The 18,420-nt window shown below is 64.1% G+C and carries 17 protein-coding genes and 1 pseudogene; 9 read left to right on the top strand and 9 right to left on the bottom strand.

Features of this window, described 5'->3' with window-relative positions; genetic code table 11:
* Window positions 1-69: 69 nt before the first annotated feature.
* From ACJQWM_RS07700 to ACJQWM_RS07665, 8 genes are all read right to left on the bottom strand, one after another.
* Window positions 70-1,494: an aminotransferase class V-fold PLP-dependent enzyme gene (locus ACJQWM_RS07700; protein WP_332702142.1), complete on the bottom strand. Its 1,425-nt coding sequence runs from the start codon at window positions 1,492-1,494 to the stop codon at window positions 70-72.
* The gene (locus tag ACJQWM_RS07695) at window positions 1,488-2,015 is read right to left on the bottom strand and encodes a rhodanese-like domain-containing protein (protein WP_332702140.1); all 528 of its coding nucleotides are present in this window, start codon (window positions 2,013-2,015) and stop codon (window positions 1,488-1,490) included. Before ACJQWM_RS07695 ends, ACJQWM_RS07700 begins: the two co-directional genes overlap by 7 nt.
* Window positions 2,006-2,593, bottom strand: coding sequence for a YeeE/YedE thiosulfate transporter family protein (locus ACJQWM_RS07690; RefSeq protein ID WP_332702138.1), 588 nt, complete (start codon window positions 2,591-2,593; stop codon window positions 2,006-2,008). The genes ACJQWM_RS07695 and ACJQWM_RS07690 overlap by 10 nt, the downstream gene beginning before the upstream one ends.
* Entirely contained in the window at window positions 2,590-3,108 is a 519-nt protein-coding gene (locus tag ACJQWM_RS07685) for a YeeE/YedE thiosulfate transporter family protein (RefSeq protein ID WP_332702136.1), read from the bottom strand. The genes ACJQWM_RS07690 and ACJQWM_RS07685 overlap by 4 nt, the downstream gene beginning before the upstream one ends.
* Window positions 3,105-4,013 (bottom strand): sulfurtransferase, encoded by a 909-nt coding sequence (locus ACJQWM_RS07680; protein WP_332702134.1) that lies wholly within the window; start codon window positions 4,011-4,013, stop codon window positions 3,105-3,107. Before ACJQWM_RS07680 ends, ACJQWM_RS07685 begins: the two co-directional genes overlap by 4 nt.
* 169 nt (window positions 4,014-4,182) lie before the next feature.
* On the bottom strand, window positions 4,183-4,965 hold the full coding sequence (locus ACJQWM_RS07675; RefSeq protein ID WP_332702132.1) for a LytR/AlgR family response regulator transcription factor: 783 nt from the start codon (window positions 4,963-4,965) through the stop codon (window positions 4,183-4,185).
* Window positions 4,962-6,020: a sensor histidine kinase gene (locus tag ACJQWM_RS07670; protein WP_332702130.1), complete on the bottom strand. Its 1,059-nt coding sequence runs from the start codon at window positions 6,018-6,020 to the stop codon at window positions 4,962-4,964. Before ACJQWM_RS07670 ends, ACJQWM_RS07675 begins: the two co-directional genes overlap by 4 nt.
* Before the next feature lie 726 nt (window positions 6,021-6,746).
* Entirely contained in the window at window positions 6,747-7,811 is a 1,065-nt protein-coding gene (locus ACJQWM_RS07665; protein WP_332702128.1) for a hypothetical protein, read from the bottom strand.
* Between the two features lie 239 nt (window positions 7,812-8,050).
* Between ACJQWM_RS07665 and ACJQWM_RS07660 the strand changes: the two genes are divergently transcribed.
* The 5 genes from ACJQWM_RS07660 (at window position 8,051) to ACJQWM_RS07640 (ending at window position 13,459) form a co-directional block, all read left to right on the top strand.
* Complete coding sequence (locus ACJQWM_RS07660; protein WP_332702126.1) at window positions 8,051-8,755, top strand: hypothetical protein; 705 nt, start codon at window positions 8,051-8,053, stop codon at window positions 8,753-8,755.
* A complete protein-coding gene (locus ACJQWM_RS07655) occupies window positions 8,752-10,716 on the top strand; it encodes a hypothetical protein (protein ID WP_332702124.1) in 1,965 nt (654 codons plus the stop codon). The genes ACJQWM_RS07660 and ACJQWM_RS07655 overlap by 4 nt, the downstream gene beginning before the upstream one ends.
* A gap of 3 nt (window positions 10,717-10,719) precedes the next feature.
* Window positions 10,720-11,697, top strand: a complete 978-nt coding sequence (locus tag ACJQWM_RS07650; protein WP_332702122.1) for an ATP-binding protein — start codon at window positions 10,720-10,722, stop codon at window positions 11,695-11,697.
* Window positions 11,698-11,699: 2 nt separating this feature from the next.
* Window positions 11,700-12,902 carry a hypothetical protein gene (locus ACJQWM_RS07645; RefSeq protein ID WP_332702120.1) on the top strand — a complete coding sequence of 401 codons (1,203 nt, stop codon included), beginning with the start codon at window positions 11,700-11,702 and terminating at the stop codon, window positions 12,900-12,902.
* Window positions 12,903-13,285: 383 nt separating this feature from the next.
* Window positions 13,286-13,459 (top strand): hypothetical protein, encoded by a 174-nt coding sequence (locus ACJQWM_RS07640; RefSeq protein WP_332702118.1) that lies wholly within the window; start codon window positions 13,286-13,288, stop codon window positions 13,457-13,459.
* 286 nt (window positions 13,460-13,745) lie between these two features.
* Here ACJQWM_RS07640 and ACJQWM_RS07635 read toward each other — a convergent pair whose 3' ends face one another.
* Window positions 13,746-14,114 (bottom strand): DNA-binding protein, encoded by a 369-nt coding sequence (locus tag ACJQWM_RS07635; RefSeq protein WP_332702116.1) that lies wholly within the window; start codon window positions 14,112-14,114, stop codon window positions 13,746-13,748.
* Between the two features lie 408 nt (window positions 14,115-14,522).
* Here ACJQWM_RS07635 and ACJQWM_RS07630 point away from each other — a divergent pair, with 408 nt between their 5' ends.
* The 4 genes and pseudogenes from ACJQWM_RS07630 to ACJQWM_RS07615 all read left to right on the top strand — a co-directional run bounded on the left by ACJQWM_RS07630 (window position 14,523) and on the right by ACJQWM_RS07615 (window position 18,357).
* Window positions 14,523-14,801 carry a helix-hairpin-helix domain-containing protein gene (locus tag ACJQWM_RS07630; protein WP_332702114.1) on the top strand — a complete coding sequence of 93 codons (279 nt, stop codon included), beginning with the start codon at window positions 14,523-14,525 and terminating at the stop codon, window positions 14,799-14,801.
* Between the two features lie 130 nt (window positions 14,802-14,931).
* Window positions 14,932-16,097 (top strand): annotated as a pseudogene (locus tag ACJQWM_RS07625) (IS30 family transposase).
* Between the two features lie 996 nt (window positions 16,098-17,093).
* Window positions 17,094-17,897 carry a hypothetical protein gene (locus ACJQWM_RS07620; RefSeq protein WP_332702113.1) on the top strand — a complete coding sequence of 268 codons (804 nt, stop codon included), beginning with the start codon at window positions 17,094-17,096 and terminating at the stop codon, window positions 17,895-17,897.
* Window positions 17,898-18,138: 241 nt separating this feature from the next.
* Window positions 18,139-18,357, top strand: a complete 219-nt coding sequence (locus ACJQWM_RS07615; RefSeq protein ID WP_502361722.1) for a DDE-type integrase/transposase/recombinase — start codon at window positions 18,139-18,141, stop codon at window positions 18,355-18,357.
* The last annotated feature ends 63 nt before the right edge of the window (window positions 18,358-18,420 follow it).

Below are 18,420 nucleotides of genomic sequence, written 5' to 3'. Positions count from 1 at the left end.
AGTGACACACAGCTAAGCGCGCCGCATGCCTATGTCTGATATCCGGAAGCTGCGAACACTGGCCTGAGACTATTGAAGGGGCAATTCGACGTACTGTGAGCGAGTGTCATCGAGGCAATGCTCCAGGCTCTCCAGCAGCGCCAGCAACCGATCCAGATCGGCCTGGTTGGTCGCCATTCCAAGCGACACCCGCACGGCGCCCACTGCGCTGCCGGCGCAGGCTGCCAAGCGCGCCGGACTGAAGCTCTCGCGCAGCCGGGACAGGCAGCGCGTCAGGCGCTCCGGGGCGATGGCAAAAGCTGCTTCGGAAGCGCCGGGGTTGCAGAAGCAGCCACCGCGCAGTGAAATGCCGGCGTCGCGCGCGGCGGCTTCGATCAGGGCATACGGCAACGGCTGGCCGTTGCGGTCGAGCAGGTTGAAGGCGACCGTGGCGCCGCGATCCTGCAGCGTGCTGGGCCCGTACAGGCGCAGCAGCGGGGATCCATCTGCCTGCCGCAGCTGCTGCAAACGCGGCAGTAGATCGCTCATTAGACCGGCAAGCCGATCGCTCAGCCTCGGCATACCGACTTCGTCGAGTAGGGCGAAGCCGGCTGGCAGTGCGGCCAGCCCGAGAAAATCCGGCGTGCCGTCCTCGAAGCCCTCGGAACCGGAATGCAGCCGATGCAGGTTGGCACCGACGGACGCAAACTGCACCGTGCCACCGGCGAACCACGGGCGTCGGAGACGCCGGCCGGCCTCGCGGCGCATCACCAGCGCGCCGATGCCGGTCGGGTACCCGAACAGCTTGTAGAACGACAGCACGGCGAAGTCGGCCGGGCACTGGCGCAGGCTGATCGCCTTGCCGGGGGCATGTGCGGCGATGTCCAGCAGCACGTCGAAGCCAAGCACTTGCGCATGGCTGACGAGCGACAACGAGTGGCGTACGCCGGAGAAGTTGGACTGCGCCGGCAGCGCCAGCAGGCCACCGCCGCGCTGGGCGGCCGCCTGCAGGACGCGCTCCGGGTGATCCAGCCGCAGTTCGCTGTCCAGCGGCAGGATGTGCAGCGGAGCGCCCGCCCGGCCGGCGTATTCGCGGATTCCGTTGACCGAGTTGTGATTGTCGGCCGACAGCAGAAGCCCGCAGCGGGCGTCGAACGGATAGCTTTCGGCCACAAGCTTGATCGCGGCGCTGCAGTTGGCGGTAAAGCACACCAGGTGGGTGCTCGCGTCCACGTCGAGAAAGTGCAGCACGGCGTCACGCGCTCGTTCGATGATCTCGGTGCTGGCGCGCGAGCATCGCGATTCGGAGTGCGGGTTGCCGAAGATGCCGTCTTCGAGCAACTGCAGGTGTGCACGCAATTGCGAGCTGCCGTACAGCGCGCTGCCGGCGTAGTCCAGGTAGGCATGTCCCTGCCCATCGAGTCGCCCGAACTCGCGCCGACGCAGCGCCGCGAAATCGAAACCAGCGGAGTCGCTTGCTGTCGGTGCCTGCCTCGGCGGGGTGGCGGTCAACATCCGCGTCTGCTGCGTGGCTGGCCGATGTCCACGCCCGGCTCGAGCACGCGCGGCGAGCCACCGAAATAGCGGCTGAGGCGTGCCCGCTCATCGAATGCGCGCCTGCGGGCCGCCGAGGCGTCGCTGCGGATGGTCGGGAACAGCACCTCGTCCGACCACGCCTGCAGGCCGCCGCGCAGCCGCAGGATGGTCTGCCGATCGCGGCCGGCGAGCCGCTGCGGCACCGCGTCTGGCTTGATGCTGTCGTCGGAGTAGATCACCAGCGTCGTGTCCGCGGCAGGCAGCGCTGCTGCGTCGGCACGCGCAAGCGGCACCGCCCCCGGCAGGTGATCGACATCGAATTCCGCTTGCCCGCGCAGATCCACCAGCTGCAGCCCGGGCCGACGATCCGCGATCCAGCGTGCCAGCACAACGGCGGAGATCTCGTCGTCCGCCAACGGTGGCGCTGCGCTTGCGGCAATGCCGGCCAGCAATCCGGCCACCAGCGCGAGACCCGCCAGCAGCAGACGAATCACGCGCATTGCCGGCACCTCCGCTCGACCAGTTCAGCCACGACGAAGGCGACCAGCGCCAGCAGCACGATCGCGGCGACCACGACGCCGTACGGCAGGTCCAGCGCCTGCGGCAAGGTCCAGGCCGCGCGCGGGGTGCTGACGAAGAAGGTCGAGAACCATGGCAGCAGCAGGCCCGTGACCAGCATGCCGACGAAGATGCCGAGCACCACGACGAGGCCATCCAGCCGGCCGGTCGCCGCCGCGACACAGGCCGTGCCGGGGCACAGGCCGGCGCTGATCAGCCCGGCGCCGAACAGCAGCGCACCGACCAGTTGCGGCCATATCCAGGTGTCCGGCAGGTACACCGAGCCGAGTTCGAGCACGCCGAAGCGAGCGAGCCAGAACACGCCGAGCATCGCCACCAGCAGCGCGCTGAACATCACCTTCAGCACGGTCAGGTCGCGACCATAGAACTGGCCGACCAGCTTGCGCGCGCTGCCGAGGCCGGCGCGCTCCAGCGCGAAGCCGAAGCCGACACCGAGCAACACGGCGGCTGCCAGCGATCCGCCAAGTGCCGCAGCCCCGTCGATCAACGGGGCGCTCATGTCCAGAACCGCCGCAGCAGCGGTGCCAGCGCGTAAGCCGCGGCGAACGCCACCAGCAGGAACAGCCAGCTGCCGACACTGAGCAGGGCGCCACCGGTAAGCGCTTGACCACTGGTGCAGCCACGCGCCAGCACGGCCCCGGCGGCCATCAGCAGGCCACCGCCGAATGCCAGCGCCAGACGCTGTAGGTTCGATACATCGGCCGGGCGCTCAACCGTCAGCCGCAGCCGGCCGGCGAGCGCCGCCGACAGGCAGCCACCGATCAGCACGCCCAGCAGTTCGAAGCTCAACCATTCGAGCCATGGCCCGGGCGCGGCCAGGTAATGCGCGAACAGCGGACTGGCGGCTGCCTGGTCGGGAGCAACGACTGCGACCGTCCCGGCGGCGGTGCTGGCGAACGCGCCCGACGCCCCGAGACCGCGGCCGACCAGCACGAACGCGGCCAGCAGCACCAGCCCCAGCCCGGCGCCGGCGAGGTACGGGTCTGCGTAGCCGGCAGACGCGCGCGTGCTCACGGCGTGTCGACCGGATTGCCCGGGTCGCGGGACCAGTCCTGAAAGGAGCCGTCGTACAGTCGCACCGGATGGCCGAGCACTCGTGCCGCGAGCAGCATCGCGGTGGCTTGCTGTCCGATATGGCAGTACCCGACGATCGTGTCACCGGGGACAATGCCTGCCTGGTCGAACATGGCGCGCAGTTCGGCGGTGGGCCGCAGCCGCAAACGCTTGTCGGTGATCTCGGTGAACGGAATGCTGCGGGCGCCGCGGATGTGGCCGGCGCGGTGGGCCTGCCCATGCGCGCCGCCGCGATCGATGCCGTCGTAGTAGACCGCCGCCCGGGCATCCACCAGCGTCGTGCCCGGTTTGTCCAGCTGCGCGCGCACCTGGCCGGCATCGACCAGCAGCGGCTCGACCTGCAATTCAGCGAGCGTGCCGCGAGCTGACGACGCCGGCTCCGCGCTCAGCGCATGACCGCGCGCGACCCATGCGCCCATGCCACCGTCGAGCAGCGATGAACGCTCGCCCAGTCCGGCGTACTGCAGCGTGAATAGCACGCGCGTGCTGGGGCTGACCCAGTCCTTGCCGTAGTAGACGACGATCCGCGAGTCATTCGAGATGCCGAGCTTCTGCAGCCGCTCGCGCAGCTCGTCGGCGGCGGGCATTTCCAGCATCAGGCCCTCGCGGGTGTGCTGGGAGACGGCAATCTCGTCCAGCGTGACCAGCCGTGCGCCGGGGATGTGCCCGCGTCGGTACTCTTCGCCGTCGCCGACATGCAACAACAGCAGGTTGGGGTCCTGTGCATGGGCCGCCAGCCAATCGACGTCGACGATCAACTGGTGATCGGAACCGTTGCCGAACGCAGGCGCAGCGGTGCCGAGCAGGGCGAGCATGCCGGCTAGGAAGCAGGAGGTCAGTTTCATTGGAGTCAGTTCCTGTGGGGTTCTGACCAAGCCTGCGCGTGCGCAGGAAATCCGCCAACGAACTGGCAGCGAACCGGCGGCACGTGGCAGTGAAGCGGTGATGGCTGGCGGTGGAAAGCGTAGCCGCCGGCCAGTTCATCGGATCAGCCGAGCGAGCGGTGGACGACCGTCAGCGCCGCACGCCGAGCACGGCGAAACGCGCTTCGAACTCGGCGCGTCGATTGCGGCTCAGCTTCAGCATCATGCCGTCGACCAGCTTCAGTTCGCAGCCGCCGCGGAACAGCGGATGGACTTCCCGCACCCGCGCCAGGTTCACGATCGTCCCGCGGTGCACGCGCACGAACTGTTCCGGATCCAGTTGGCGCTCCATCTCTTCCATGCTCTCGCGCAGCAGATGGCTGACGCCACCGCAATGCAGGCTCACGTAGTAGTCGGCCGCACCAATCCAGTCGATCTGGTCCGCCGCGACCACGATGCTCTTGTCCCGGCCGGGAATCAGGAAACGGCTGCGCGGCGCTTGCCGGGCCTGCAGCAATGCGCTGATGCGGGCATCCAGTCCACCCTGACGATGGCTGTGGACCTGGGCTTTCGCGCGGGCCAGAGCCGCCTCGAATCGAGCGTCGGTGAAGGGCTTGAGCAGATAGTCCAACGCATGCACTTCGAACGCGTGCAGCGCGTACTGATCGAACGCCGTGACGAACACGACCGCCGGAACCGCTTTTGGACCGACCAGGTCCAGCAGTGCGAACCCGTCGAGATCCGGCATCTGGATGTCGAGAAACATGATGTCCGGACGCAGGCGGGCGATCACGGCCACTGCGTCGACGCCGGTGCATTCGCCGACGACCTCGACTTGAGGATCGGCCGCCAGCAGCGCGCGCACGTTCTCGCGCGCCAATGGCTCGTCGTCGACCACCAGCACTTTCAATGGCGTCTGGCCGGACGCGCTCATGGCTGCAAATCGAATGGCAGATCCAGCAGCGCCAGCACGTGGTCACCGGATTCTGTCAGGGAAAAGCGGGCGTCATCACCGTACAGGGTGCGCAGGCGCTCTCGCGTGTTCTTCAGGCCAATACCCTCGACCATTGGAGTGGCGATGCTGCCACTATTTCGTACCTGCAATTCCAGCCGGTCATCGGTGCGCTTCGCGCGCACCTCTACACAACTCGCCGTACCGCTCCGGGCGATGCCGTGGCGCACGGCGTTCTCCGCCAGCGGTTGCAGAATCAGGATCGGCACCGCCGCCTGCCGCAGCGTCTCATCCATGGTCACCGTGAACGACATGCGATCGGGAAAACGCGTCTGCTGGATTTCCAGATAGCGTGTGAGCATCTCGACCTCCTCACCGAGTGCCACGCGCTGGCGACCGGCATGGTCCAGCGAATAGCGCAGCAGATCCGCCAGCCCGGCGATCATGCGGATCGCCTCGTCCTTGCGGCTGACCCGCACCAGCCCCGAGACCGCATTGAGCGTGTTGAACAGGAAGTGCGGCTGGATCTGCAGCTCCAGCGCATGCAGTCGCGCATCGGTGAGCGAGCGCCGCAGCTCCGCCGCCTCGATAGCGTGTTCACGATGGCGTTGGCTGTATTCCAGTGCCAGCACAGCGCCGAGCACCAGCAGATAGAGGATCCACTCCAGCGGAATCTGCGCCAGCAGCATGCGGCCGATCTGCACGTCGGACGCCGACGCTGTCATCCGGTCGTACGGACGCAGCCACAGCAACAGACCCAACGAATACAGCGTATGCAGCAGCCCGATCGTGGTGGCTGCCAGCAGATGCACGATCACCCCCAGTGGCCGCGGTGGCACCACCGGAAAGCGCCGCGCCAGCGAGATAACCAGCGCCGTCGGCGCGAGCCAGACCAGCCAGACCGCAGCGTAGTAGCCGAGCAACAGCGGAACGTAGTGGCCGTGCGCAATCATGCTGATCCACACCTGGATCCCGGCTACCAGACCGAACAGCAGCCAGAACGCGGCAGCGAATAGCAGGAATCGACGGGTAGTCATCGGCCCAGTTTGCCGCAACAGCGAAGGCAGCGGCGGCGACTGTGCAGCCAACGGCGGGCGCCCGGCAGCGAATGGGCGAAACAGGGCAGGGTAGGCAATGGAACGGGAGTCGATACCGATCTGGAGGCTGTGGTCGGCGTGGCCGGCGGCGTGCTGCTCGCCGACCTCATCCGCATGGCCTTCGCCGCTTTGGCACTGGGCGCGCTAATCGGATCGCCAAGGCAACGGTTGGGCGCAGGATCTGCACAACGACAGTCCGCAGTCATGCCACGCTGATTCGCCGTGAATTAGGCAGCGTCGACGCCGCGCCGGCGGTAGTTGAATCAACGCTCGTAGATGCGACCGTGTCGCCAGAGCCAGCGGTCCAGCAGGTGCGGCGCAATCCAGTCACCCGCAGGGGAAACCAGCCGTGCGCCGGCCAGCCCCAGCCCGACCACGCCCCATGCGGGGGCGTCTCGTTGTATATCATGCGGCGGTAGAGTTGGGCGGCGATGCGGGCGGGTCCATAGCCCTCCGATGACTTTCGGTCCCTGTTTCGCACATTGAAAATCAAGCAGTTAGCGTCGACATGAGCTCAAGCTTGCCCGATTCATGTCGCTCCGAACCGACGCATATCGGAAAAGGGGATGGTAACCAACCTAAATTGGGAAAGGTTAAGCGGGCCTGCCGGCGCAACAACGTAAATCGGGAATTGGGAGGGGGGGGCGCCAACGTCCTTGCCTGGCCTCAGGAGCGCGCGGCCACCCGTTTTCGGACCACCGGCCGTTCCAGAGGCTCGCTCAGTTGCTTAAGTACGGCCGGGTCGCGGTCGTAGACCAGAATGTCGTCTTTGGTGAAGGTGGCCGCCTTCAGGAGAAGTCCTGTCACGAGGTCAAGTTCGTGCCCGGTAGGAATCACGTCTCGTCGATACGGAGCGGGTTCAAAAAAAAGGAAGTCGTCCATGGCCACTGCCGTGCCTGCGGAAGCACAGGAAATAGCAGCGTCGCGATCCTTGAAATCCCTCACCAGCAACGGGAAGAAGGCGATTCGTTCCAAGGCCTTCGTCGAGCGCGGAACACGAAACCCGTCGTGCTTGATCACATGGCGGATCGCACCGAGGGAAATTTCCACGTGGTCTGCGGCGGCGCGGGTGCAGCTATTGACCTGAAACTCCGATCGACCCAAGAAACGCCGTGAGGCTGCGCAACAGGCGCGCAGGAGGTCTTGGGCGTTGGCCGAGTATGGACGCTCCCAGTGCGTCACGTGCCACAGGGCGAACAGCGTCATCAGGTGAATCGGTTCAGCCGCCTTCACAAGGAGATCGACGCCGCGTTGAGCGACCTGTCGGCCTCTGTCCGATTCGAGCCGCAGCACGGTTCTCAAGGCGGGTTCGGGCAACACCCGTAGTCCAAGTCGTTGCAGGCAGACGCGAAGGAGATTATGTGCGTGGTCGATCGGAGGCGGCGTCGAACGTAAGTACGGATGCAAGCCCCGGAAGAGCCAGTCCTCCGACCCAGGCAGGTGGATCGCAACGCGCAAGAACAGGTTGAAACACCATCCTGACTCCGCCCTTTCGACCCACTCCCAGTTGTCCGGGTTTCGACCGGCGAAGGCTCGATCGAAGAACGCAGGGGCGATGGCCCGAGGGTAGTACGGCCGCGGCCAAGCGCCCACGGCAAAAGCGTGCTCCGGATCTGGCTTGAGCGCCAACTGGGCATTCAGGTCGGCTAGGTCGCCGCCGTACTCCTGTAGCGCCCGGCAGAACCAGGACCGAGGGAAGCCTCTTAGCGCATCGCTATCGGGCGCGCGCATGTCGGCGAATGGAAATAATCATTTCCATTGCACCAGCTTAGCCCCATTTCCATTACAACCAAAATGCGCCAATCCGGCGCGCGGAGAAGGACCGCTTGCTGCTGTCGCTGATAACGAGAACGGCCGCCTCGTGCGTGCCAGGCGGCCGTTCAGGACAACTCGATTGGTCAATCGACTGCAGGCCTGTCCGTGCTCGCGGTCAATAAGTCGTCTTGCCAGCGATCCGGCGCAGCCGACCGATGAACGCGCGCTCACCCAAGCACCCCAGTCCCGCCGTCGCGATTCGCGCCGCCATCATGGCGGCCTTTGGCGCCCGCGGCCATGGGCTTTCGAATCTATGGCTGCTCGACAGCTACCGAGCAGGCCGGAAGTGGGCGCTGCGTAGTGATTCCGAACTCATCCATGCCGTCCTAGCCGAGATCGACCCGCACATACGTTCCATCAACTTGGCGCCGGAGCCCGTCATTGTTCGCGTTCTCGAGGAGGATCACGAAACCACGTTTGACGCGATCGTCGAGTTTGTCGACGGACGTCGGCAGTGTCGTGAAATCAAGGCCGAACCGGACGAAGTGCTCGATACGCGTTCTCACATCCAGAAGGAAGTGCAACTGGCTTCGGCGCGACGCTTGGACGGCAGCTACGTGCGCATGTACGGCACGCAGATGATTGAGAGCCCGCAGCGGTTCTGGAATGGCGTGCGGATCTTGCGTGTAGTCAATGCGGCGAAGACCTATCCCCTCGAGGAGTATCGCGAGTCCATCACGAACCGCCTCAGTCATTCGCGAGTGGATCTGACCCTCAGCGAGCTGTGTGGACCTTTCGAACCGGCTTGCCAACCGCTTGCCGCCGCAGCGGCCATGCAACTATTCCTGGAGCGATACATCGCGCTCGACTTAGATATGCGCCCCTTCAACGAACACAGTGCGCTGCGGTGGACCCAATGACGCGCGCCTACCATCCGCGAAGTCGCTATACCCGCGCCACTGTCCCGATGGAGCTTCGCGATACGGCTTCATGGCCGAGCGCTGGCACCAGCCATCTGGACGTCGCGGGACGCCTTCGCATGATGCGGCTGCGCAAGATCACCCATGACTATCTTGCCTTTCAGCCGATCGCCGGCCAGCTCAAGCGCACGGGGGTGACACACAAGCAGTTCCTCAAGATGCTTAATCGAGCCTTGGCACGCAGCTACGAGACGGGCCAAATTCTGGGCTGGGCCGGCTTCCTACCCGGCGTGCTGCGCAAGGCATACACCCGCAAAGTCGATACCCGAGGGTCACAGCCGCCGGGCTTGGCCGGCGCCTTAGCACTGTGCTTCCAGCGCGTGCCGGACATGAAGAAGGCCCTGGTTCGTCGCATTCTCAAGCGCCCCAAGGGGCCGCATGAGGCGCGTGTTTCCAAGGCCGACATTCACCGGGACTTCCTAGTTCGCTGCAAGGCTGCGGGTCTGGGGTCTGACGAGTGGCCGTTCAATACCCGCTTCGAAGGTCGGCGCGCCCTGGAACGCTTCGTTGACCAAGTCCTGCTCGAGAACTATGAGCGGGGTGTGCTGGCCCGCCAGGGGGCCGATGCCGCCAGCAAGCTTCGTACGGGGACGGGCAAAGACTCTCTCATCACCCCGTTGCTGCCCTACGACCTGGCCGAGATGGATGCCCACCGACTGCACCTGATTGGGACGGTCGGGGTGCCGGACCCGGATGGGTTGATTGAGTGGGTTCCCATCGACCGGATCCAGTTGTTGCTGATTGGCGACGCCAAGTCGACGGCGGCACTGGGTTACGCCGCCGTGATCCGGCGCGAGTGCAACGGCGATGACGTCCTGGACGCCGGATACAGCGTCGTCGCGCCCTGGCACCCACGCGAGCTGTGCCTGTCCGCACTCCACTATGATGCCGGCGGCGGACTTCCCAGCGGTGTCATTCCGGAACTTGCCGGCTGTGGCTTCGGCATCTTGTGCATCGATGGCGCATTGATTGGGCTGGGCAAGGACATGATCGAAACCTTTGCCGGGCGCTTTGGTTGCGCTCTGTGCTGGGGATCGATCGGACGTTGGGACTGCCGACCTCTGATCGAGCGAATCTTTTGTGCCTTGGAAGAGCAAGGTTTCGTGCGCGCGCCCTCGAGCACGGGGTCCAACGCGAATGATCCTCGTAGAGACAACCCCGCCAAGGCGGCGGTGGAGGCACGGATTCACTTCCAGGTGATTTTGGACCTCATCGATCTACAGATCGCGCGTTTCAACATCGCGCAGAATGAAGGCCGCTATGCTCAGAAGCGCCTCAACATCCTGCGACAGTACGTGGAGCGTCCGGAATTGGGTTTTTGGTGCCCCAAGCTTCCACCAACGGATAGCCTTCACCCCGAACTGAATGTCAGCGTGGAGTGGGGTTTCGTGCGAGGCGAGAAGCGGCGCCCCTATACCAAGTACGAGCGAGTCACTTACACCAATACCACTCTGGCCGATTCGCCGGAGCTGATCGGGCGTCGGGTTGCGCGCCACGTCAATCGTGACAACATCCGGGACCTGGAGGTCTTCGATGAACTGGGCGCGCCGCTGGGGTCCATGCGTGCGGCCTATCCGTGGTCGGAGCACGACCATTCGCTAGAGATGCGGAAACAGATCAATCGTCGCATCGACGACGGCCGCATCGTTGCGCAGCACAACCAGGACTACGTGAAGGACGGCTTAAACCAGCTCAAGGCCGAGGCGCGGGCGGACGCGCGCCGGGCCCGGCAGGGCACGTCACGCGCCGGTACCTTGCTCGCCCGGGAGCAGCAGCTGCGCGGAATGGCGCACGGCGCACGCCCAGGGACGGTGGAGGCGGCCGTGCCGCAGACGCGACCCCCGCCGCCTTCTCGGCCGCCACGACGCTACGGCGGTCCCAGTCATGCGCGCCCGCGGTAGTCCATGCCGAAGCTCACGCCCCCGCCCGAAGGCCCCACTCGCGTCGAGCAAGAACGGCACTGGAATGCCTTTCCGGTGAGGAACTGGTCCAAGACCTTCGTCTTGCCATTCCCGGTGATGCTGAACGTCGCCGCCGATGTGATGGACGAGTTGCACTTTGGGCGTGGGGGGCACAGCTACATCGCTCCCACGCAGTTCGGAAAGTCAACGCTGATCCGATATCTGCTACATGCCATTCCGGAACGCTACCCCAACATGCTTGCGGTGCGCCTGGAATTCGAAATGTCGAAAAACCCATCGCAACGCGAGTTCTACAGAACGCTCCTGCGGGGCCTCGATCCGCAGCTAGTGCTGCGCCACTTCTTGGAAGACCGGCGCGATCAAGCGCTCGCAGAGTACTTGGCGCTGGCCACGCCCAAGTCGCCTCCATTCATCGTCTTCCTCGTGGACGAGATCCAAAACGGCGGCGCGCTGGTGCTGGAATGGCTGAAATTTTTTATGGGCATGCTTGACGAGTGCGGGGTCCGCAACGCGGCCTTCGGATTCGGCAACAGTGGCCTAACGGCGGCGGTGAAGAAGGTGCGTCAGGCGCATCAGAACCATCTGCTCAAGCGCTATTTTCGACGCGTGCTCTCCATGCCCGGGATCGCCAACCGAATGACGCTCAGTCGCATTTTTCGCATTGTCGATTGGGCGTGGCGGTGGACAGAGTTCGGTTGGACAATCAGTCAGTTCTATTTCCCCCAGGCGTTCCAGGCGGGATGGCGGATCACCAACGAATCCGGCCTCGCCTGGACTGCCCTCAACACCGCGGCTGGCGCCGGGGGGCGGGGTATGGAGATCGGCGTCGACGTGGTGCGGGACTTGCTTCAGTACTACCTCACACAATTCTCTCGATTCGACAGCCCAAAGTGGAATGGCACGTCTGACCACTGGGACGAAGCGGCCAAAGCGTGCGACTTGAGTCTGCTGTTGGACTAGCCATGCCCGCCTTCACGCCCACCGCGGAACAAGCTTTGGCGGCAATGGAGCGAATCGATCCCTTCCTTGGCCGGTTCTCGTCGGCCTGGTCTCGGCAGGTGCTGTATTCGACCTTGCATTACACCTCCGGCAGTTTTGACCAAAGCGCATTCACGACCGCTCACCTGAGCACGTGGTTCAACCACGAGCCCTGGCCATGCGAAGAGCGCCTCGATATCTACGACACCGATACAGTGCACTGGTGCGCAGACTGTCTTCAGAACGGTTACCACTGCTTCGGTCATCAGTTGGTGGGGCTGGCGCGTTGTCCCTGGCACGGCACCCCCATGCAGTCCGGGTGTCCAAAATGCGAACTCGTTCTCCCAATACGCTCGCGCTACTCGATCGGCCGCGAACCGCTACGCAATTGCCTGCATTGCCACCACCCCATTCTGAATTTGGCCTTTTGTTCTCGATGGCCGAAGAGCCCAAAGTTCCTGCAATCGGAGCGCGAGACCTTGCGCCGATTTGTGCAGTGGGCGCAGCGGGTGAATGGGCTGCACTACCGCTTGGACCGCCACACGGAGGGTCCGTACACCACCGGGGCGACGCGGTGGCCGTCGAAAGCACAAATCCGGCTGGCCTTGGAAGCGATCTGCCCTTTGCCGCCCGGCATCGTGGTAGAGCCTCGACCGCCAGGTTCGATCACGACGGTGGTTGTCCTCGACACTCATCAGGTGCAGGAGCCGGTCGTGTCGGCGAGATTGCGATCCCTTCTGGGCGGGGCGATGTTGCGTCACTTGGGCCGAAAGCCGCTGCCGGCGGCCTGGTTGCGCCACTGGCGCACAGGCGAAGTGGAAACGCCTCAGCCGGCCAACGCCGGGAAGTCCAGTCAATTCGCCCTTTGGCGGGAGCAGCTGATCACCAGGCACAGCGGATTCAAGCCTGCCGGGCCCATCGAATCCCTGCGCCCGTGCATGATGCCGTTGTTGGCCGCCAGGGTCGTGGGACAATTCAATGACGAAGCGCGCAGGGTGAGCTACTTCGACGATCACGATCTGGCGGTTTCCTTCTTTTTCTCCGACCGCGAGTCGGTTCGAGCGTACGCCCCGCTGGGGGACATCCCGGGCATCGTTGTCGAGTTGCACAACGGCTGTGACGACAGGTACTTCCTATCTCCGGGCGAGACCGCGGAAGGGACGCGCAAAGCACCGTCCGGCGAGTGATCAAAGCAGATAATGACGCCCGACAGCGTCCCGCAGGCTCGCTGTTCGATATTCTATGAGGTTCTCATGGTCTGCCGTCCCAATGGGACGAAGGGAATTGTGAGTCAGGCGCCGGCGTTGCGCTTGCCGAGCCATGTGTGCACGCGATTCATGGTTTGGCGCTCTTGGTCGGCCTGCATGACAAACCGGGCTGCAGGCGTGCATGCGGTATCTACTGCGCCTTGGGGTTCGCTTCGGGTCCTGGGCCGATTTTCGTATCGGCGCGGAGCGCGTGAGCCATGCTCAGAGCAGCGCGATCTGGGGTTGCTTGCCGGGTATGGATCCCGCGGTGACCTCTCCCCGAATCAACCTACGAGCTCGGCGAGTACGAGCCTCGGGGCGACATGCTCTGGCAATTGGCCGAGGCCCTGGGCGTGCCCGTGGCGTACCTGCTCACGGATGACGAACTGCTCGCCCGGCTCCTGCTGCCGTGGAACGACCTCACCATCCGCCAGAAGAAGCAGGTGCACAAGGACGTTGAAGCGGCCCTTGCGCCGCCACGCTCGGCCCGCGAGTAGGGCGGGCTCACGCGGCGTGACCGGACGCACGCCAGACACCACGTGCCAGCGTGCAGGCGCTGCGCTGCAGTACCGGCGATAATGGGGACATTATCGAGGGTAGGGTAGTAGCCGCTTCGGCCCGAATGTGTGTTCTTCGCCTCACAAAACTTCGGGACTCGTCTCTTGCGCCACAGGTTGCTGAGATCCCCCGTGCGCGGGCGCGATATCCGGTGCGAGGCTCTGCTGAGCTATGTTGGTGCTACACCTAGGCGTTGTAGGGCGGACGGAGTGGCACCGCGCGAGATCAGCCCACGTGCCCGGACGAGATCGAGCGCAGGTAGGTCACGGCGTCATCCACACGATCTTCGCGGATCATATCCAACAGGGAGCGGCCGCCGAATTCCCGGATGGGCGTGTCCTTGAGCGTAGTAGTCCGGTCCCTGTCGGGCTGGATCTCAAACAGTGCAGACGCTACGCGCAGAATGTCCCGCATGGATGCTTGGACGCGGGACGACTCCGGGTGCAGGCGGAGGGTGTTGGGATGCACTCGCGCGACCTCGGCCAAGTCCTCCCACCCGAGCCCTAGAGCCGCGGCAATCCGCTTTGGCGAAAGGTTTGGCGTACCCGGCTCTCGTACGGACTCGACGAATTCTTCGATTTGGATCGCGGGCATTAGGAATCTTCCTGTGCGGGGAGTTCGCCAACGCCATTGCGCTGGACGGGCCGAGTCAAGTGGCCCGACACCAGACGACATGCCGGCGCTCGCTGTTCGGCCAGCCACGCCCGTTATCATCCTACGCGAGCCGATCACCAAGCTTCGACGGTGCCACGCCAGCCAGTCAACAATGCATAGCGAGAAAAACCCCGGGGGTCAGCGTGCTGAAGCCACACAGTGGCGGTCGCGCGGGTCACGCAGCGGCTAGGCTAGTTACCATAGTTCCGGAGGGAGCGACGCCTCCGAACGGCACGAGCGTTGCCATGCGATGCTTAGGCCGGGAGCCGCGGTTGCTCAAGTGACCGTTCCTGACCCTGAGCCGCTGTACGCGCAAAGATTCGTGCGGAGGCATGAGGACATCCCCAGATGAGCACACCGCATGTAGCGTTTTGCGAGTACTACGCGACTGGCGAAGGCGTGACCGTCCTCATCGCCATTGGCCTTGGTCCTCAGCACGCAGATGAATTGTTCCGTGAGCGCGCCGACTCATTTTTTCATCGGGACATCAAAGTGAAGCCCCTCGACCTCTCCGACACAGATGTTCAGCGCATTGCGAAATGGATACCCGAGCCCGTTCTGGAGGCAGCTAAAGAACCCAGCGGGCGCCTCCAGTACTACGGAGAGTTCCACTTAAACCGCAGTTAGCCTGACTTCCACGCGCGTGGCGCGCGCTAGACAGGGGTGCTGCTTCGCGTGCGAACGGCCGCTATCGACGGCGGTTTCATACGATCGTTGCAACACGTAGCTAGCTGCCAGGGCAGCAGGAGTGTTGCGGATGAAGAGAAGGACCCGGATCCGGTACACGGACAGCCAAAAGGGCGTGATGTGGGACCGGTGGCAGCGGGGAGAGTCGCTGCACCAGATCGCGAAGATGTTCGATCGGCACCACTCGTCGGTTCGCGGGATTCTTGCCGAGTCTGGTGGCATCCGGCCGGCAGCTCGCCGCCGGTCGGTGCGATCCTTGAGTTTCTCTGAGCGCGAAGATGTCTCGCGTGCGCTAGTGGCCGGGGACTCGATCCGCTCGATTGCCACAGCGCTGGGCCGAGCCCCGTCGACGATCAGCCGCGAGATCCGGCGCAACGGTGGCGCCGAACGCTACCGACCGAGCAAGCCATGCCGATCAGGCCGCTTGGGACCGGGCACGCCGGCCCAAGGCCTGTAAGCTGGCGCTGCATCCCGCGCTGGCGAAACGGGTGGCGGACAAGCTGCAGCAGCAGTGGTCGCCGCAGCAGATCGCAGGCTGGTTGATGCGCGCCTACCCCGACGATGCGACCTGCCAGGTGTCCCACGAAACGATCTACCGCACGCTCTTCATCCAGTCGCGCGGCGCGCTGAAGAAGGAGCTCCTGGAGCACCTGCGACGATCGCGGGCGATGCGTCGTTCCCGTCACCACACCCAGAAGACAGCCGACCACGGCCGGATCAGCGACACGATATCGATCCGCGAGCGGCCAGCCGCAGCTGAAGACCGCGCCGTTCCGGGCCACTGGGAGGGCGACCTGTTGTGCGGCAGCGGCAACAGCCAGATCGCCACGCTGGTGGAGCGCAGCACGCGGTACGTCATGCTGGTGAAGGTCGACCGCAAGGACACACAGACGGTCGTCAATGCCTGATCCGGACCGCGAGAAAGCTGCCAAACGAGCTGTATAAGTCGCTCACGTGGGATCGCGGCAAGGAGCTGGCAGACCACCGCCGCTTCACGTTGGCGACGGATATCCAGGTCTACTTCTGCGACCCGCAGAGCCCTTGGCAGCGTGGGTCGAACGAGAACACCAACGGCCTTCTGCGGCAGTACTTCCCGAAGGGCGTGGACCTGTCAACGCTTTTTCCCAAGCCAAGCTCAACCAGGTCGCCAGACGCTTGAATGAGCGGCCACGAAAGACCTTAGGTTACGAAACACCGATAGAGCGATATCGACAAGCTGTTGCACTGACCGGTTGAAACCGCCGCCCAAAGCGGCCGCTCAGTGTGCTTGTCCGAACGGAAGCGGGCACCCCAAGCAACAGCAGAATCAGGCGAAATTGCTCCGGTCCGCGTTAAGCGGCTACCTTGACGGCTCATCTTGAGCCGGGCAGATGCAGTTGATTAGACACGGCCTCTCGAGGACGCCGACCTAGATAGGACCGAGATCCCCGTCCGGCAGCAACGACGGGTCGCATGCTCACTTGAGGTCATCGCGGGTGAAGTAGACCCGTAGTGCCTGTTTGCGCGGGCCAACGCACCGACGGAGGCTCGACTGCACTCCGTGTGCGCGTTCGCGTCCGGCGTCGATCGGCCCATGTGAGCTGCGGTCCGACGGGTCTTCTTTCCTCTTGCGTCCCAGGAAATATGCGATCCACTCGTTGTTAGAAGGGGGCTGGACACCGCTCACGAGCTGCTCGGGTCTGAAGGTCGCCGACTTGGACGGCCCACTGGCAGGCCGGTTCGACCGCAGCGCCAAGCGGCACGAACACCGCGCGGGGCAGGGCGCGGCACTCATGGCGAATGACGTTTCAAGCTCCTGCCGATAAAAAGAAGACCGCATGATCCCTGCGCACGAGTAGTTCTTCCCCTGATCGAAGACCGGTTATCGCAAGGCGGATGTGAGGTGGACCAGATAGGAGTGCACGTCCCACAAGCTGCCGGACGTTGTGAGATCAGGTCGGTCGTGTAGGCCGATCAGATCGAGCATCTTGACAAGGTTCGGCCGCACCGGACCGCCGAAGCTGGCGGCCACCTTGGCTGCGCGCTGTGCGACCTCGTTGTTTGTGGCGCGACACAGATTGGCTCGCGCGTAGCCATTCGACACCAGCGCGGCGACGTCCTGCTGAGTGGGTGACGTCGGTGAAGCGTGCGTTCTAGTCGCGGGCACCGAGGGCAACGATGCAACGTCAAGCTTGACTAAGCGTCAACGGTATCTTTAACTATGAGGTCAATGTTACCAAGGTAAAAAAGCACATGGACAGAAACGATAGCATCCCTCCCTTCAAGCCGGCTAGCCCGGACAATTTCCGACAGCGCGCCGCGATCTTCGCCGACCTCATCGACTACGACCATGGGCGGCTGTGGAACCTCATCAATTCAGAGGCAGCATACATCCGCATGGTGGTCCTGACGCAGGCAGGCATGCCTGCGGTGGCGGGTATCACGCACCAGCTGGATGCGTTCCTGAGGCCTCTCGACGATAAGGCTGATTCGGATCAGGATGCGGAGCGATTGGCCGACAGGTTGCGCCGCGGCATCGGATCAATGATCCGGGAGGTCATGTTCGCGAACGGATACCAGAAGACGGGCCAGCTGCGCGCGGTTCCGCCTGAGCCGCGCAGGATCTTCAGGCGTGCCGAGGTCTACGCGCTCGCACCGGCCGTGGAAAGGCTCGACTTCGATTGGGATGCATTCCTCGAGACGGCGCGCTACGCCGAGGTTCGGCGGCTGTCGCCGGAGTTGGGTCGACGGCCACCGACGTCCATGTACTCTCCGGACAAGCGTAGCTACTTCATGACGTCCTTGGACCTCGACATAAGCTGCAACGACGAGATGTCACTGCGCGCCATGTATCGGACGCTGCGTGAGGCTTGGGATGCCCAGGTGAAAGCGCCTTATGAGAAGCCACTGCGCTTGCATACCCTGCGAGTCGATATCGGCGAAGTGGCCTCAATGCTCATGGAACTCGTCGACAACGCGGAAGAGTTCGACCACTGGGAAGTCGAGCTTATTGAGTCCATCGGGAACACCAAGCGCCGGGCATCTGGCACCGCGTGAGCGAGCGTATTGCCGGTGCGAGGCCGGCAGGGGCAATTCGCCCGCGCGGCGGCGCAATGGCGCGCACGCTACGTGGAGTCGAGGGCAGTGGCGAGAACTTCGGCGGTGAACATGATGGGCTCGAATCGCAAAACGCGGCGACTGACCAGTAGGCCACTGAGAGGAGCGGGGTCAGAGCGCGTTTCCTCGAAAACAAGAGTGGTTCGTTCCACTTGAGGTCCGGCAGCCGCAAAGGGGGGCGCTGCAGTTGGCAATCATCCTGGACGCTCACACGCGGGCCGTCGTCGGCTGGGCAATGGCCGAGCATCAGAGGCTCGAACTGGCCGAGCATGCAATGGACATGGCGCTGGTGCGGCGACAGCCCAAAGCCGGACTGATCCTTCATCACGATCGCGGCAGCCAGTACACGGGGGCCAGATACCGTGGGCGGTTTCATACGATCGATGCAACACATGGCTAGCTGCCAGGGCAGCAGGAGTGTTGCGTATGAAGCGAAGGACGCGGATTCGGTACACGGACAGCC

Origin of the sequence: Novilysobacter longmucuonensis (genome assembly GCF_046600735.1) — a bacterium.
GTDB classification, from domain to species: domain Bacteria; phylum Pseudomonadota; class Gammaproteobacteria; order Xanthomonadales; family Xanthomonadaceae; genus Novilysobacter_A; species Novilysobacter_A longmucuonensis.
This window is presented reverse-complemented; position numbering and strand designations above follow the sequence as displayed.

Coding starts and splice junctions, on each gene's coding strand:
- ACJQWM_RS07655 (WP_332702124.1), top strand. CDS start 8,752: ATGACGCGCGCCTACCATCCGCGAAGTCGCTATACCCGCGCCACTGTC.
- ACJQWM_RS07700 (WP_332702142.1), bottom strand. CDS start 1,494: ATGTTGACCGCCACCCCGCCGAGGCAGGCACCGACAGCAAGCGACTCC.
- ACJQWM_RS07695 (WP_332702140.1), bottom strand. CDS start 2,015: ATGCGCGTGATTCGTCTGCTGCTGGCGGGTCTCGCGCTGGTGGCCGGA.
- ACJQWM_RS07650 (WP_332702122.1), top strand. CDS start 10,720: ATGCCGAAGCTCACGCCCCCGCCCGAAGGCCCCACTCGCGTCGAGCAA.
- ACJQWM_RS07635 (WP_332702116.1), bottom strand. CDS start 14,114: ATGCCCGCGATCCAAATCGAAGAATTCGTCGAGTCCGTACGAGAGCCG.
- ACJQWM_RS07620 (WP_332702113.1), top strand. CDS start 17,094: ATGGACAGAAACGATAGCATCCCTCCCTTCAAGCCGGCTAGCCCGGAC.
- ACJQWM_RS07630 (WP_332702114.1), top strand. CDS start 14,523: ATGAGCACACCGCATGTAGCGTTTTGCGAGTACTACGCGACTGGCGAA.
- ACJQWM_RS07670 (WP_332702130.1), bottom strand. CDS start 6,020: ATGACTACCCGTCGATTCCTGCTATTCGCTGCCGCGTTCTGGCTGCTG.
- ACJQWM_RS07690 (WP_332702138.1), bottom strand. CDS start 2,593: ATGAGCGCCCCGTTGATCGACGGGGCTGCGGCACTTGGCGGATCGCTG.
- ACJQWM_RS07660 (WP_332702126.1), top strand. CDS start 8,051: ATGAACGCGCGCTCACCCAAGCACCCCAGTCCCGCCGTCGCGATTCGC.
- ACJQWM_RS07680 (WP_332702134.1), bottom strand. CDS start 4,013: ATGAAACTGACCTCCTGCTTCCTAGCCGGCATGCTCGCCCTGCTCGGC.
- ACJQWM_RS07665 (WP_332702128.1), bottom strand. CDS start 7,811: ATGCGCGCGCCCGATAGCGATGCGCTAAGAGGCTTCCCTCGGTCCTGG.
- ACJQWM_RS07675 (WP_332702132.1), bottom strand. CDS start 4,965: ATGAGCGCGTCCGGCCAGACGCCATTGAAAGTGCTGGTGGTCGACGAC.
- ACJQWM_RS07640 (WP_332702118.1), top strand. CDS start 13,286: ATGCTCTGGCAATTGGCCGAGGCCCTGGGCGTGCCCGTGGCGTACCTG.
- ACJQWM_RS07645 (WP_332702120.1), top strand. CDS start 11,700: ATGCCCGCCTTCACGCCCACCGCGGAACAAGCTTTGGCGGCAATGGAG.